A 14,000-nucleotide genomic window follows, 5' to 3' on the forward strand; every position below is an offset into this window, starting at 1 on the left:
TCCCGGGCGAAGCGAAGCGCAGACCCGGGATCCATTCCGGGACTGTTCAGGCATGGATCCGGATCGGCGCCGCTGCGCGGCTTGTCCGGCATGACGAGGGTGGTTTTGCTAGCTCTTGCCATTTGGCAATATTATCTCCATTTTATGCCAAATGGAGAATGATGCCATGACGGCCCTGCTGCGCATCGAGACGGCCCAGCGCGATTTCGTCCCCGATCCCATTACGGATGACGAGGCGGCGGCGATGTTCCGCGCCGCCGTCAACCTGTTCCGGCTCTGGCGGATCACCGACGAGGAAGCGGCGGTCCTGATCGACCTGCCGGTCCGGAGCTATCGGCGCTGGAAAGCCGGCGAGATCGGCCGCATCTCGCGCGACGGCAAGGCCCGGCTCTCCAACCTGATGGGCATTCACAAGGCGCTCCGGCTGATCTTCGCCGAGCCGCAGCGCGGCTATGACTGGATCAAGCGGGCGAATGCCGATCTCGGTGGTAAAACGGCTGTCGATGTGATGCTCGGCGGTGAGTTGACCGACCTGATGCGGGTGCGCCGTCTGCTCGATGCCGAACGGGGCGCCTGGTGATCGATCCGGCGAGCCTGCCGGTCGCGGAGATCGAATGGCGCGGCGCGGTCCGGATCATCCGCAGTATCTTCCCGCCGATCGACCTGTTCGAGGATATCGCCGACCCCGCCGATTGGCCGCTGCTGATTGCGGCCGAGCAGAAGACCAATCCGCGCCTGATGGAGACGATCGGCAATCTCGATCTGGTGCCGTCCGACCGGCGCGTCTCGGGGCCGGGCGCGAGCTGGCTGATGGCGCCCTTCACCCATGTCAGCCCGGACCGACCGAGCCGCTTCAGCGATGGCAGCTTCGGCGTGCTCTATGTCGGGAACCGTTTCGAGGTGGCGCTGCTAGAGACGATCCACCACCACGCCCGCTTCATGCTGGCCACAGCCCAACCGCCGGGCTGGACCTCGCAATTTCGCGAGATCGTGCTGGAGGTCGACGCGGAGCTTCACGATATCAGGCCGCTCGGGGCCGAGGCTGCGTCGGTTCTCGACCCTGCTGACTATGCCGCGAGCCAGACGCTCGGCATCGGCTTGCGGGGGCTTGGCTCGGCGGGCATCGTCTATCCGAGCGTGCGCTGCCCCGGCGGCGAATGCGTCGGGCTGTTCTATCCGGATGGCGCTGGCCACCCGGTGCAGGGGCGGCATCTCGACTATCACTGGAACGGCGAACGCGTGGACCTCTACCGGGATCGCAGCGCCGGCGAGGTTTTCCGGATCGTCTGAAGCCTATTTCGGCGCGAGGCGGATCGCGCCGTCAAGGCGGATCGCGGTGCCGTTCAGCATGTCGTTCTCGATGATGCTGCGGGCGAGCGCGGCGTATTCCGCCGGGCGGCCGAGGCGCGAGGGATGCGGCACGGAAACCGCGAGCGAGGCCTTGGCGTCGTCGGGCAGGCCCGCGAACATCGGGGTCTCGAACAGGCCGGGCATGATCGTGACGATGCGGATGCCGACGCCGGCGAGATCGCGCGCGACCGGCAGGGTCAGGCCGACGACGCCGGCCTTGGAGGCGCCGTAGGCGGCCTGGCCGATCTGCCCGTCCTCGGCCGCGACCGAGGCCGTGCAGATGATGACGCCGCGGCCGCCATCCGCCGTGACCGGATCGAGCCCGGCCAGCGCGACCGCCGATTTGGCGATGATCCGGAATGTGCCGGTCAGATTGATCGCGACCGCCTTCTCGAAGGTGGCGAGGTCATGCGCGATGAGCTCACCGGTGTCGCGCTTCTTCGAGACGACGCGGCGGCCGGGCGCGATGCCGGCGCAGTTGACGATGATGCGGGCGACGCCATGGGCGGCGCGGGCCTTGGCGAGGGCTTCGTCGACTGAAGCCTCGCTGGTGACGTCACAATGGGCGAAGACGCCGCCGATCTCTTTGGCGATCGCTTCGCCGCGCTCGGCGTTGAGGTCGAGCAGCGCGACCTTGACGCCCTCGCTCGCCAGCATGCGCGCCGTCGCCTCGCCGAGGCCGGAGGCGCCGCCGGTGACGACGGCAGCAAGGGAGGAGTCGAGTTTCATGGGGCGTTTCCCGTCAATCCTGTTCTGAAGACGGTTTAGAGGGCGTTTCGTGCCGTTCCAAGCGGGTTTTGCGGCTCCCCTCTTGTGCAGGATTGCAGCGGGGCCATCTTTCGACATGGCGTGCCGATTCCAGGTGCGCGATGATCGGCGTCAGCGAACGCCAAGGAGAGAGACAGGGATGAGCGAGGGGTTCAGCGCAAGCTTCAGCCGCGAGGAAATGGAGGCGATCCGCAAGAGCCTGCGTGACGAGGCCAAGTTCGGGTCCGATCTCATGACCCGGCTCAAGCGCGTCGCGAAGCGTATTCCGTTTGCCGGGGATCTGCTGGCCGCATGGTTCTGCGCGCGAGACCCGGCGACGCCGCGGCGCGTGCGGATGACGCTGCTCGCCGCGCTTGGCTATTTCGTGCTGCCGATAGACGCGCTGCCGGACATCATGCCGCTGCTCGGCTTCACCGACGATGCGGCGGTGATCGCGGCTGCCATCGCGGCCGTCGCCGGCTCGATCACGCCCGAGCATCGCGAGCGGGCGAAGCAGGCGCTGGCGGAGCTTTAGTTCGCTTTCACGGGAAACACACGGTCATCCCGGACAAGCCGCGTCAGCGGCGCTGATCCGGGATCCATGCCTGAACGGTTCCGGAATGGATCCCGGGTCTCCCTACGGTCGCCCGGGATGGCGGCGTTGAGGGTTATCAAGGTATTCTTGAAACTCGGCCGTCACAGCGTCAGCACGATCTTGCCCTTCGCCTTGCGGTCGGCGATCAGCGCATAGGCCTCGGTCCAGCGCTCGAGCGGGATCCTGGCATGGACATGGGCGCGGACATGGCCGTTCGCCGCCCAGTCCAGCAGGCGTTCCATGTTGCGGCGATGGGCGCCCGGCTCGCGTGCGACGAACTGGCCCCAGAACACGCCGCGCAGGTCGCAGCCTTTCAGCAGAAGCAGGTTGAGCGGGATCTTCGGGATCTCGCCACCGGCGAAGCCGACGACGAGATAGCGCCCTTCCCAGGCCATCGAACGCAGGGCCGGCTCGGCGAGCTCGCCACCGACGGTGTCGTAGAGCACGTCGACGCCGCGGCCTTCGGTGATCCTCTTCAGTTCGGCACGGATATCGCCCTGCGCATAGTCGATCTCCTCCTGCGCGCCGTGCTCGCGGGCGAGCGCAAGCTTGTCGGGCGACGAGGCGCAGGCGATGACATGCGCGCCGAGCAGAGCGCCGATCTCGACGGCCGCGAGCCCCGCCCCGCCGGAGGCGCCGAGGACGGCGAGCGTCTCGCCGGGCTTGAGCCCCGCGCGCTGGATCAGGCCGTGCATCGCGGTGCCATAGGTGACAAAGAGGCCGGCCGCCTGCGCATCGTCGAGCCGCTCGGGAATGCGGATGATCTGATCAGCGGAGACCGCGACCTTTTCGCGTGCAGCGCCGTAGCCGAGCCAGGCGGCGACACGTTCGCCGATCTGCCAGCCGGTGACACCTTCGCCGATAGCGCTGATGATGCCGGCGCATTCGGCCGCTGGCGAGAAGGGGAAGGCCGGCCTGGTCTGGTAGCGACCCTGGATGATCAACGTGTCGAAGAAGTTCAGGGCGGCGGCCTTCACGGCGACGACGACCTCGCCGGGGCCCGGTTCCGGGTCGGGCAGATCGCGGATCGTCAGCTCCTCGGCGGGGCCGTGATGCTCGCAAAGCAGGGCTTTCATTGTTGATCCGCCATTCGCCGTGACCGGTCCCGATTCTGGCATGATCGCAAGCGGCACGGAACCGGCCTGCCGCCATTCGTATTTTCGCCAGGATCGTGACACTCTATGCCGCCGTCCGCGCGATCCGCCCGATCAACAGGTGGTAAACGCGGTATTAAGATTTTTAGTGACTGATGGCGGTCCATGATCAGCTCGTTCCTCCGCATCCGCGACGCCGCTCCTTCCCGCTCCGCCCTCGCGCTCTGCCTGATGGCCGGCGTCTTCGGCGCTGCCGCCCTTCCGGCGCAGGCCGCGCCTGCCAAACCGAAGCCTGCCGCTGCCGCGGCCAGCTCGGGTCAGGGCCAGGCCATGCTGCTCGAGACCGCGGGCAAATGGCAGGCGTTCTCGTCCCAGCAGGGCCGCTCCAAGGTCTGCTACGCCCTGTCCAAGGCCGAAGCCCGCATGCCTGCCAATCTCAAGGATGTCGAAGGCCTGCTTTTCGTTTCGAGCCGGCCGGGCGAGGGCGTGCGCAACGAGATCAGCTTCGTCATGAACTTCGATCTCAAGGAAGGCGTCGAGCATCAGGCGATCATCGGCAGCGAGCGCTTCGCGCTGGTCGCCAAGGGCCAGAACATGTGGCTGAAGAACCCGGCCGAGGAGCCGCGGATGCTCGATGCGCTGCGCCGTGGCTCCGGGCTGGAGATTAAGGGCACCTCCAAGCGCGGCAACCCGACCAGCGACAAGTACTCGCTCGCCGGCATCAGCCAGATCGTCAAGCGGGCCGAGGACGCCTGCAAGTAAGGCGCTTCGGGCCATGGCCTCGGGCGCACCCGCATCGGAACGCCGGCTGAGAGGCCGCTGCTATTGCGGGCAGGCTCGTTTCGAGGTTGCAGACGCCTTCCTTTACGCCGCCAATTGCCATTGCGCGCAATGCCGACGCACGACCGGATCGGCCTTCAAGCCCTTCGCCGGCATCGAGCGTGCCAAGCTCGCGGTCACCGCCGGTGCCGACGCCCTGCTGATCGTCGGCGAGCTCGACAATCACAATGCGCATTGCGACCGCTGCGGCTCCTTGCTGTTCTCTGTGGTCCGCGACGGGGCTTATGTCCATGTCGCGATGGGGACGCTCGACGATGCGCCGGGCATTCGGCCGAACCATCACATCTTCGTCGGCTCGAAGGCGCCCTGGTACGAGATCACCGACGATCTGCCGCAATTCGAGGGGCATGCGTCCTAGTCGGAGATCGTCTTCGAATCGCGCAATTTCCGATTTGCCGCGATTTGTGCTAGGGAGCCGCGAAATCCCGCGCCTTCCCCGATGGGCGACGACAGAGCTCCGATGACCGCATCCGTTCCCGCTACCGCCGCTCCGGCGGCCGAACCCGTTTTGCGATGCCCCTCGCTGGTGGGGCGCACCCGCGCTGGCCTGACCGAGGCGCTGGCCGAGATCGGCGTGCCCGAGAAGGAGCGGCGCATGCGCGTCGGCCAGCTCTGGAACTGGATCTACCATTACGGCGTGCGCGACTTCGACGCGATGACGACGATCGGCAAGGGGCTGCGCGGGCAGCTCGCCGAGCATTTCTCGCTCGACCTGCCGAGCGTCACGGCCGAGCAGGTCTCGACCGACGGCACCCGCAAATGGCTGATGCGCATGCCCTCGACCGGTCCGCATGATCGCGGCGCCGAGATCGAATGCGTCTATATCCCCGAGGTCGACCGCGGTACGCTCTGCGTCTCCAGCCAGGTCGGCTGCACGCTGACCTGCACCTTCTGCCATACCGGCACGCAACGCCTGGTGCGCAACCTCACGACCGAGGAGATCGTCGCCCAGGTGATGGTGGCGCGCGACCGGCTCGGCGATTTCCCGAACCGTGGGGCGCCGGACGGCGCCTTCGTGCCGAATGATGGCGGGCGCTTCGTCTCGAACATCGTCTTCATGGGCATGGGCGAGCCGCTCTACAATTTCGACGGCGTGCGCGATGCGATCGGCGTGATCACCGACGATCAGGGCCTGTCGATCGGGCGCCGGCGCATCACCGTCTCGACCTCGGGCGTGGTGCCGCAGATCGGCCCGCTCGGCGAGGAGATGGGCACGATGCTGGCGATCTCGCTGCATGCGGTGCGCGACGACCTGCGCAACGAGCTGGTTCCGCTCAACAAGAAATACCCGATCAAGGACCTGCTCGAGGCCTGCCGGAACTACCCGGGGCTCTCGAATGCAAAACGGATTACGTTTGAGTATGTCATGCTCAAGGGCGTGAACGATTCCGATGCCGAGGCACGCGAGCTCGTCCGCCTGCTCAAGGGCATTCCGGCCAAGATCAACCTGATCCCGTTCAATCCCTGGCCGGGCACGAAATACGAGTGCTCGGACTGGGACCGGATCGAGCGCTTCTCCGAGATCGTCTTCCGCGCCGGCTATGCCTCGCCGGTGCGCACCCCGCGCGGGCGCGACATCCTCGCCGCCTGCGGCCAGCTCAAGAGCGAGACCGAGAAGCTCTCCGCCCGCGCCCGATTGATGCTGGACGAGGCGCAAGCCGACGCGCCCGCCGTGGCGGCGGAGTAAGCGTTGCTGCGCTGGCTATTGCTGATTCCGTTCGCCGGCCTCGTTGCGATGGGGGCGGGCGTGTGCTTCCTGGGAATGGCGAGCTTCGCTTCGCCTGCCGTGGCCATGCTGATCGGCGGCGGCATCGAGCGATTGATCGATATCCTGTTCGGGCTTGCCGAGAGCGGGATCGACCCGGCGCCGGCTGCACAGGCGGCCTTTGCCCTGATCGGCAAGCTGGGGTTGGCGATCATTGTCGCGCCGGTGGTGCTGGTCGCGGTCGGTTCGGAACTCTTCCGCCTGCGCAGCGGCCTGCTGCAGAGCGGCTTTACCGGGCTTCTTGCCGCGCTGTTGCCGCTCGCCATGCTCCGGCTGTCGCGCGCGCCGAGCACGGCCGAACTCCAGATCATCTCCGGGCTCTTCCTGGTCGGCGCGGCGACGGGCTTCGTCTACTGGCTGATCGCCGGACGCGGCGCTGGTGGCGAGCGCCCGGCTCAAGCCTAGCTCTGCTCAGTCCCCGATCGCGACGCCCTCGCGGCGGCCGTCGGCGCCGCCCAGAAAGCCTTCCGGCGTCTTGACGATGGCCTGCGTGCCCGAAGTCATCTCCAGCAGGCGGACCTCGTGGCCCTTTGCCTCCAGCGCGGCCTTCCAGGCTTCCGCTTCGGTGCCTTTCTCCAGTTCGGTCGGGCCGTTGCGACTGCCGAAATTGCCGAAATCGACGGCCTGCTGCGGGTCCATCTTCCAGTCGAGCAGGGCGACCAGCGTCTTGCCGACATAGCCGATGATCTGGCTGCCGCCGGGCGAGCCGACCACGGCATAGAGCCGGCCGAAAGCATCGAAGACGAGAGTCGGCGCCATCGAGGAACGCGGGCGCTTGCCGGGCTCGACGCGGTTGGCAACGGGCTTGCCGTCTTCCTCCGGTGCGAAGTTGAAATCGGTCAGTTCGTTGTTGAGCAGGAAGCCGCCCTTGGTCATCAGGCGCGAGCCGAAGCCGTCCTCGATCGTGGTGGTCATGGCGACGGCGTTGCCGTCCGCGTCGACGACGGAGATATGGCTGGTGCCGTTCTCGATGCCGTCGGAGGGGGCGAGCAGTTGCGCCCGCTTGTTCGGGGGATCGCCGGGCTTGGCGCGGCCCATCGAGCGCTCGGGGCTGATCAGCCCGGCGCGCGAGCGGATATAGTCGCGGTCGATCAGCCCACGCACAGGCACGCTGATGAAGGCGGGATCGGCGAGATAGAGCGCGCGATCGGCGAAGGCGAGCCGGCCGGCCTCGCTGAACCAGTGCGCGGCCTCGGCGCCCGGCCCCATCCGGCGCAGGTCCTGGCCTTCGAGGATGCCGAGCATCTGCTGGAGCGCGACGGCGCCCGAGCTCGGCGGACCCATGCCGCAGAGCCGCCAGATCCGGTAGGCGCCGCAGACGGCCTCGCGCTCCTCGACCTTGTAGCCGGCGAGGTCGGCCAGCGTCATGTCGCCGGGATTGGTCGGATGGCCGGTAACCGTCGCGACGATGTCCTCGGCGATCGGCCCCTTGTAGAAGGCCTCCGAACCTTGCGCCGCCACGGCACGCAGCGTTGTCGCGAAGGCCGGGTTCTTCAGGACGGTGCCGACCGCCTTGGGCTTTCCGTCCGGCTCGTAGAAATAGGCGGCGGCCAAGGCGTTTTTCGGCAGATCCTTTTCTCCGGCGAGCAGGCCATTGAGACGCGGCGAGATCGTAAACCCTTCATCCGCCAGTTTCAGCGCGGGGGCGACGACATCGGGCCAGGGCAGCTTGCCCCAGCGGCGATGCGCCTCTTCCAGAAGCTTCAGCGTTCCGGGCACGCCGATCGAGCGGCCGCCGACCACGGCCTCGCGGAACGGCATCGGCTTGCCGTCCTTCATGAAGCGGTCGGGCCTGGCAGCGGCAGGCGCGGTCTCGCGTCCGTCCAGCGTCGTCACCTTGCGGCCGGCCTCGTCCCAATGGACGAAGAAGGCACCGCCCCCGATGCCGGAACTCTGTGGTTCGACCAGATTGAGCACGAGCTGGATGGCAATGGCGGCATCGGTGGCGCTGCCGCCGGCGCGCAGGATGTCGCGCCCGGCCGTCGCGGCCAAGGGATTGGCGGCGGCGGCCATGAAGCGCTGGGCCGTGCCAAGTGCCTTGGTGGCGCGCCCGGTCGCGGCTTCGGGGGCGGGCGCCTGGGGCTGGGCGACGGCGATCTGGGCGGCCAGAAAGGCGGGGGGCAGCGAGATGAAAAGAGACAGGCGCATGGCGAAGCTCCGGTGAGGAATCGCAGGATAGGCCATTCGCCGCGACCTGACAGCTTGGAGGGGCGGGCGCTGGCGGGTAAGGTCCGAATCGATTGTTCTGACGTTGCCAAAAGGGGTTTTCGGCATGTCTTTCTCGACCCATCTTCGCCGCCCGCTCGCCTGGCTCGTCCTCGGCATGTTCGGCCTCGTGCTTGCCGGTTGTGGCTACAACAACGTGCCGACACTGGAGGAAAAGGCGAAAGCCGCCTGGTCGGAGGTGCAGAACCAGTATCAGCGCCGCGCCGACCTGATCCCGAATCTCGTCGAGACGGTAAAGGGTTACGCCGCGCAGGAGCGCGAGGTGCTGACCGCCGTGATCGAGGCCCGCGCCAAGGCGAGCCAGGTCAAGGTCGACGCCTCGACCATCAACGACCCCGTGAAGTTCAAGGAATACCAGGACGCGCAGAACCAGCTCACCGGCGCGCTCGGACGGCTGCTCGTTACGGTCGAGCGCTATCCGGAGCTGAAGTCCAACCAGAACTTCCTCGCCTTGCAGTCGCAGCTCGAAGGCACGGAGAACCGCGTCGCGGTGGCGCGGCGCGACTACATCCAGGCAGTGCAGGCCTTCAACACCGAGATCCGCACCTTTCCCGGCGTGATCTGGGCGAAGCTGTTCTGGGGCGCCAAGCCGATGGAGACCTTCACCGCGACCGCGGGTGCCGAACGGCCGCCGGCGGTGAAGTTCTGAGGTCGATCGGCTGAAAGCGGTGGTATCCGCTCGCACGTCATGCTCGGGCTTGACCCGAGCATCTCCTGCCCGAGATTCTCGGGTCTGCGCGGAGTTTATCCTTGGGCCGATCAAAGATCGGACCCGAGGGCTTCGCCCGAGAATGACGCTCTGGCATGCGGTTGCCGCCCTGCTGCTTCTGCTCTGGAGCAGCTTCGCCCTCGCCGCCGAGCCGACCTATCCCGCTCTGACGGGGCGGGTCGTCGACGGTGCGAACCTGCTCGCGCCCGATGTTCGGCAGCGGCTCGAAGACAAGCTCAAGGCGCATGAGGACAAGACCTCCGACCAGGTCGTCGTCGCGACCGTTCCCTCGCTGCAGGACATCACCATCGAGGATTTCGCCAACGGGCTGTTCCGGCACTGGCAGCTCGGCGAAAAGGCGAAGAACAACGGCGCGCTGCTGATCGTCGCGCCGAAGGAGCGCAAGGTCCGCATCGAGGTCGGCTATGGGCTCGAAGGCGCGCTGACCGATGCGCTCTCCAAGGTCATCATCACCACGGCGATTGCGCCCAAGTTCAAGACCGGCGATTTCGCCGGGGGGATCGAAGCCGGGGTCGATGCCATCCTGACCATTCTCGCGGGCGATGCCGAGGAATGGCAGCGCCGGGCCGAGGTGCGCTCGGACGAGAGCACGCTGGGCGAGGATATCGCGGTGGTCATCGCGATGATCCTCATCTTCCTGTTCATCGTCGCCTTCCTGCGTGGCCTGAGCCGGCAGGGTGGTGCGCGCCGGCATCGTCTGCGCAACGGGCAATGGGTGACGCTGCCGCAGAGCACGGGCTGGAGCACCGGTTCGGGTTCCAGCTCGGGGTGGAGCGGCGGCGGAGGCGGCTGGAGCTCGGGCGGCGGTGGGTTTTCAGGTGGCGGCGGCTCGTCAGGCGGCGGCGGGGCTTCGGGAGACTGGTGATGGACGCAGCCGACAGGGACGCAATCGCGGAGGCCGTGCGCCGGGCCGAAAGCCTGACCGCGGGCGAGATCGTCGTGGTGATCGACCGGGCGGCGGCGAGCTATCGCAATATCCCGGTGATGCTGGCGTTGGCGCTGGCGCTGGTCGTGCCGTGGCCGCTCCTGTCGCTGACGGTGATGAGCGCGCAGCGGATCTTCCTGATCCAGTTGCTCTGTGCCGTTGGCTTGCTGGCGAGCCTGCTCTGGTATGGCCGCGGCGGACGCTTCGTGCCCGGTTTCGTCAAGCGCGGGCGCGCGCATGACGTGGCGCTGCGCGAGTTCACGGCGCGGGGGCTGACCCGGACCAAGGGACGCACGGGCGTCCTGCTCTATATCGCCTTGCAGGAACGCTATGCGGAAATCCTCGCCGATACCGGCATCGACGGGCTGGTCGAGAAGGATACTTGGCGCGGCATCATCGAACCCCTGCTCGCGGCGGCGCGGGAGGATCGACTGACCGAAGGACTGATCGCGGCCGTCGGCTCGGTCGGGGCGGTATTGGGACAGCATGTGCCGCCGGTGCCCGGCGATACCGACGAGCTCTCGAACAAGGTCATCCTGCTGTAGCAGCACAGGCACCGCGGTTGTCATTCCGGGGCGCGCCACAGGCGCGAACCCGGAACCCACGACTGGGTGAGACGTTCTGTACCCGGTTGTTATCCGCTCGTCCGGTCGTGGATTCCGGGTTCTTCGCTGCGCGAAGCCCCGGAATGACAAGGGGGTGACCGGATCAATCCAGTCGTGTCTATGCTGATCGGCGGGGCGAAAGCAGCTCAGCGCTTGGCCAGCCCCCTTGCGGCGCCGAGGATCGCGCCGGGCATCATATGGCCGTATTTGCTGGGGCGCTCGGCCTGGACGATGACGACATAGCCGTCAGCCTCGGGTGCCTGGGTCGCCGAGAGCGGCGCCGTGACGGTCGTCTCCTTGCCGGTCCAGTCGCCGACGCGCACCATGCCGCGCACGACATTGGCGTAGGACAGCGTGCGGCCCTGGTTCTCGCCGCGCGCAATCGGCACCGCCGCCTGATGCGTGGTGGGCAATACCCAGATGCCGGCCGTGGCCTCGCTCTCGCCTCCGGTCGGAGCGACCTGGATCTGGAGCGCGCCGTTCTCTTCCTTCAGGGCAATCCGGGCAGCGAACCCGGTCGTTGCGAACTGGCTCACCGCCTTCTCGATCTCGGCCCGCTCCGAGCCGATCGCATGGGCGGCGCCGTTGATGACGACCTGCGGGGTGTAGACCTGCCCGTCGCCACGGGCCTTGGCGTAGAACTTCTGGCGCTTGGCGAAGGAATCCTTGCCGAGCGTGTCCTTCCAGCCGAGATAGTCCCAATAGGTCACCGGCAGGGTGAGCGCGATCAGCTCGGGGTCCTTGGCCAGCTCGACGACGAGCGCATCGGCCGGTGGGCAGGAGGAGCAGCCCTGGCTGGTGAAGAGCTCGATCACCGCCTTGGGAGGCTTCGCGGGCGTCTGCGCCTGGGCCGCCGCCATGCCGAGGGCAAAGGCTGCAACGGTCGCTGCGAGATGGCGCGGGCGAGGGGACATGATCAGGACTCTGCGGACGACTTCTTTTCCGGAGGTTACCAAAGCCCGCAATCCCGTCACGAGGGAAATCACGTTGCCTTGAAAACCGGCACGGTCGCGTGAGCGTGATCGAAGGCCTCGCGCGCGGCAGCCGAGATCATATTGGGCCGCCAGCGGCGATGCATCCAGAGCCATTGCTCGGGATATTCGCGCACCCAGCCCTCGACGACGGCCGTCATCATCGCCATCGCGCCCTGCACGTCGATCTCGCCATTGGCGTCGCGCGGCAGGTCGAGCGGCGGCGTCAGTTCCAGCCGGAAGCGATGGTTCGGCAGGCGGATGACGCGCACGCCATGGACCGGGCATTCGAAGCGCTTGGCGAACTTGCCCATGATCGGATTGGTCAGGGCCGGGCGGCCGAAGAACGGCACGACGACGCCGCGGGTGAAATGCTGGTCGATCAGCATGCCGAGATGGCCGCCATTCTCCAGAACGCCCTGCATCGCGAAGGCCGCGCCCTGTTTCGCGGCGGCAAGCCCGCCCATCGCGCCGGAGCGAATCTCGTGGACCACGGCGGCGATCGCGGGGTCGTTGGGGGCGCGGAAGACCGCGGTGGTTTCGAGGTCGTAGGCCTGCGCGCAGATCGCGGGCAGTTCCCAATTGGCGAGATGGGTCGAGAAGATCAGGCCCGGCTTCTCGTCGTCCTTGAGCGCGATGAAATGCTCGATGCCCTTGACCTCGACGCGCGAGGGCTTGTCGGGGTTGTGGTAGTCGTAATCGAAGAGCGTCTTGAGATGGGCGTATTCGCCGGCGACGCGACCGAGATTCTCCCAGGCCCCGCGCGCGATGCGCCTGACCTCGGACTCGTCCTTCTCGGGGAAGGCTGCGCGGATATTGGCGAGTGCGACGCGGTTGACCGGGATCAGCGGACTCGCCGTGCGCAGGAGCCAGCCGCCGAGATCGCTGGCGCGCTCGGGCCCGAGCAGGCGCAGGAAGCCGAACAGGGCGCGGATCACGCCGATCATCACCGCGGCGCCGGCGCGCGCGGCGATAGCCTTCAATCGTCTCAAGGTCGGTCCTGCCTGAAACGCCCGTGCCGAGAGCAAGACCGGGCCTTAAGCGGGCGATCTGGGGCAGGAAGTCGCCCGCGTCAAGTCCTTGGCGGGAAACAGGTCCCGGTCAGAAGGCGATGACGACCTTGCCGAAGACCTTGCGGCCCTCGATCCGGGCGAGGCCCTTCTCGAATTCGGCGAGCGGGAAGACCGAGTCGATCACCGGCTTCATGCCGCCGGCCATCTTCTCCAGCGATTGCGCGATATTCTCGATGCGGCAGCCGAAGGAGCCGGTGATCCGGTATTGCTGCTGGAAGAGCTGCATCAGGTTGATCGATGCCGAGGGGCCCGAGGTCGCGCCGCAGGTGACGAGCCGGCCGCCGCGCTTGAGGCAGAGCAGCGAGCCGTTCCAGGTGTCGGCCCCGACATGCTCGAACACGACATCGACGCCCTTGCGCCCCGTGAGCTTGCGCACGACGCCCTCGAAGCGGTCCTCGCGGTAGTTGATGACGTGATCAGCGCCGAGCGCCTTGGCCTTGGCCCCCTTCTCGTCGTCGCCGACGGTGGTGAAGACCGTGCAGCCGATCGCCTTCGCCATCAGGATCGCCGCCGTGCCGATGCCGGAGCCGCCGGCATGGACAAGCACCGATTCGCCGGGCTCCAGCTTCGCATTGTCGAACAGCATGTGCTGGACCGTGCCGAAGCCGATCGGCGCGCAGGCGGCATCCTCGAAGGAGACGCCCTTCGGCGCCTTGATGGTGAGGCGGGCCGGGCGGTTGAGCAATTCGCGGGCGAAGCCGTCGATATGGAAGCCCATGATGCCGGCGACATTCTCGCAGAGATTGTCGCGGCCTTCGCGGCAGGCCTTGCACTGGCCGCAGGTATCGGCGCCATAGGCGGTGACGGTGTCGCCGGGCGCAAAGCCGGTCACGCCCTCGCCGACGCAGACGATCTCGCCGGAAGCCTCGACGCCTGCAGCCTGCGGCATCTTGCGCTTGGCGAAGGCCATCCCGCGGAAGCCCCAGAGATCGAGATAGTTCAGGCCCACCGCCTTGATGCGGATCTGCACCTCGCCCGGAGCGGGCGGCGGCGGCGGCTCGATCTCTTCCAGGCGCAGGTCGCGATCGCCGTGGAGCTGGAGGGAACGCATCGGTTTTCGACCTTTCAGAACAATCGTG

Annotated in this window: 16 protein-coding genes; 10 read left to right on the plus strand and 6 right to left on the minus strand. The window is 67.2% G+C overall.

What is annotated here, in order from left to right; genetic code table 11:
* Positions 1-166 precede the first annotated feature (166 nt).
* Together ACWIEX_RS22895 and ACWIEX_RS22900 are read left to right on the plus strand one after the other, a co-directional pair.
* Complete coding sequence (locus ACWIEX_RS22895; protein ID WP_454035227.1) at positions 167-580, plus strand: MbcA/ParS/Xre antitoxin family protein; 414 nt, start codon at positions 167-169, stop codon at positions 578-580.
* A complete protein-coding gene (locus ACWIEX_RS22900; RefSeq protein WP_454035277.1) occupies positions 574-1,290 on the plus strand; it encodes an RES family NAD+ phosphorylase in 717 nt (238 codons plus the stop codon). Before ACWIEX_RS22895 ends, ACWIEX_RS22900 begins: the two co-directional genes overlap by 7 nt.
* A gap of 3 nt (positions 1,291-1,293) precedes the next feature.
* Here the strand turns inward: ACWIEX_RS22900 and ACWIEX_RS22905 are convergent, their stop codons facing one another.
* Positions 1,294-2,079 (minus strand): SDR family NAD(P)-dependent oxidoreductase, encoded by a 786-nt coding sequence (locus ACWIEX_RS22905; RefSeq protein WP_061966507.1) that lies wholly within the window; start codon positions 2,077-2,079, stop codon positions 1,294-1,296.
* Between the two features lie 271 nt (positions 2,080-2,350).
* Here ACWIEX_RS22905 and ACWIEX_RS22910 point away from each other — a divergent pair, with 271 nt between their 5' ends.
* Positions 2,351-2,632: a YkvA family protein gene (locus ACWIEX_RS22910; RefSeq protein ID WP_454035278.1), complete on the plus strand. Its 282-nt coding sequence runs from the start codon at positions 2,351-2,353 to the stop codon at positions 2,630-2,632.
* Between the two features lie 161 nt (positions 2,633-2,793).
* Here ACWIEX_RS22910 and ACWIEX_RS22915 read toward each other — a convergent pair whose 3' ends face one another.
* Positions 2,794-3,768 (minus strand): NADPH:quinone oxidoreductase family protein, encoded by a 975-nt coding sequence (locus tag ACWIEX_RS22915; protein WP_454035228.1) that lies wholly within the window; start codon positions 3,766-3,768, stop codon positions 2,794-2,796.
* Positions 3,769-3,951: 183 nt separating this feature from the next.
* On the opposite strand from ACWIEX_RS22915, the gene ACWIEX_RS22920 reads away from it, so the two are divergent.
* From ACWIEX_RS22920 to ACWIEX_RS22935, 4 genes are all read left to right on the plus strand, one after another.
* Complete coding sequence (locus ACWIEX_RS22920) at positions 3,952-4,548, plus strand: invasion associated locus B family protein (protein WP_454035229.1); 597 nt, start codon at positions 3,952-3,954, stop codon at positions 4,546-4,548.
* Positions 4,549-4,561: 13 nt separating this feature from the next.
* Positions 4,562-4,984, plus strand: a complete 423-nt coding sequence (locus ACWIEX_RS22925) for a GFA family protein (protein ID WP_454035230.1) — start codon at positions 4,562-4,564, stop codon at positions 4,982-4,984.
* Positions 4,985-5,086: 102 nt separating this feature from the next.
* Entirely contained in the window at positions 5,087-6,313 is a 1,227-nt protein-coding gene (gene rlmN / locus ACWIEX_RS22930) for a dual-specificity RNA methyltransferase RlmN (protein WP_454035231.1), read from the plus strand.
* 3 nt (positions 6,314-6,316) lie between these two features.
* Positions 6,317-6,796, plus strand: coding sequence for a hypothetical protein (locus tag ACWIEX_RS22935; protein WP_454035232.1), 480 nt, complete (start codon positions 6,317-6,319; stop codon positions 6,794-6,796).
* Between the two features lie 6 nt (positions 6,797-6,802).
* Here ACWIEX_RS22935 and ggt read toward each other — a convergent pair whose 3' ends face one another.
* Positions 6,803-8,539 carry a gamma-glutamyltransferase gene (gene ggt / locus ACWIEX_RS22940; RefSeq protein WP_454035233.1) on the minus strand — a complete coding sequence of 579 codons (1,737 nt, stop codon included), beginning with the start codon at positions 8,537-8,539 and terminating at the stop codon, positions 6,803-6,805.
* A gap of 175 nt (positions 8,540-8,714) precedes the next feature.
* Between ggt and ACWIEX_RS22945 the strand changes: the two genes are divergently transcribed.
* The 3 genes from ACWIEX_RS22945 to ACWIEX_RS22955 all read left to right on the plus strand — a co-directional run bounded on the left by ACWIEX_RS22945 (position 8,715) and on the right by ACWIEX_RS22955 (position 10,817).
* The gene (locus ACWIEX_RS22945) at positions 8,715-9,266 is read left to right on the plus strand and encodes a LemA family protein (protein ID WP_454035279.1); all 552 of its coding nucleotides are present in this window, start codon (positions 8,715-8,717) and stop codon (positions 9,264-9,266) included.
* 142 nt (positions 9,267-9,408) lie between these two features.
* The gene (locus ACWIEX_RS22950; protein ID WP_454035234.1) at positions 9,409-10,212 is read left to right on the plus strand and encodes a TPM domain-containing protein; all 804 of its coding nucleotides are present in this window, start codon (positions 9,409-9,411) and stop codon (positions 10,210-10,212) included.
* On the plus strand, positions 10,212-10,817 hold the full coding sequence (locus ACWIEX_RS22955; protein WP_454035235.1) for a TPM domain-containing protein: 606 nt from the start codon (positions 10,212-10,214) through the stop codon (positions 10,815-10,817). Before ACWIEX_RS22950 ends, ACWIEX_RS22955 begins: the two co-directional genes overlap by 1 nt.
* 206 nt (positions 10,818-11,023) lie before the next feature.
* On the opposite strand, the gene ACWIEX_RS22960 is transcribed toward ACWIEX_RS22955, so the two are convergent.
* From ACWIEX_RS22960 to ACWIEX_RS22970, 3 genes are all read right to left on the minus strand, one after another.
* Positions 11,024-11,791, minus strand: coding sequence for a DUF1223 domain-containing protein (locus tag ACWIEX_RS22960; protein ID WP_454035236.1), 768 nt, complete (start codon positions 11,789-11,791; stop codon positions 11,024-11,026).
* Positions 11,792-11,859: 68 nt separating this feature from the next.
* A complete protein-coding gene (locus tag ACWIEX_RS22965) occupies positions 11,860-12,840 on the minus strand; it encodes a lipid A biosynthesis lauroyl acyltransferase (RefSeq protein WP_454035237.1) in 981 nt (326 codons plus the stop codon).
* Between the two features lie 109 nt (positions 12,841-12,949).
* Positions 12,950-13,972, minus strand: a complete 1,023-nt coding sequence (locus tag ACWIEX_RS22970; protein ID WP_454035238.1) for a zinc-binding dehydrogenase — start codon at positions 13,970-13,972, stop codon at positions 12,950-12,952.
* Positions 13,973-14,000 lie beyond the last annotated feature (28 nt).

This window comes from Allobosea sp. NPDC055353 (assembly GCF_053644975.1).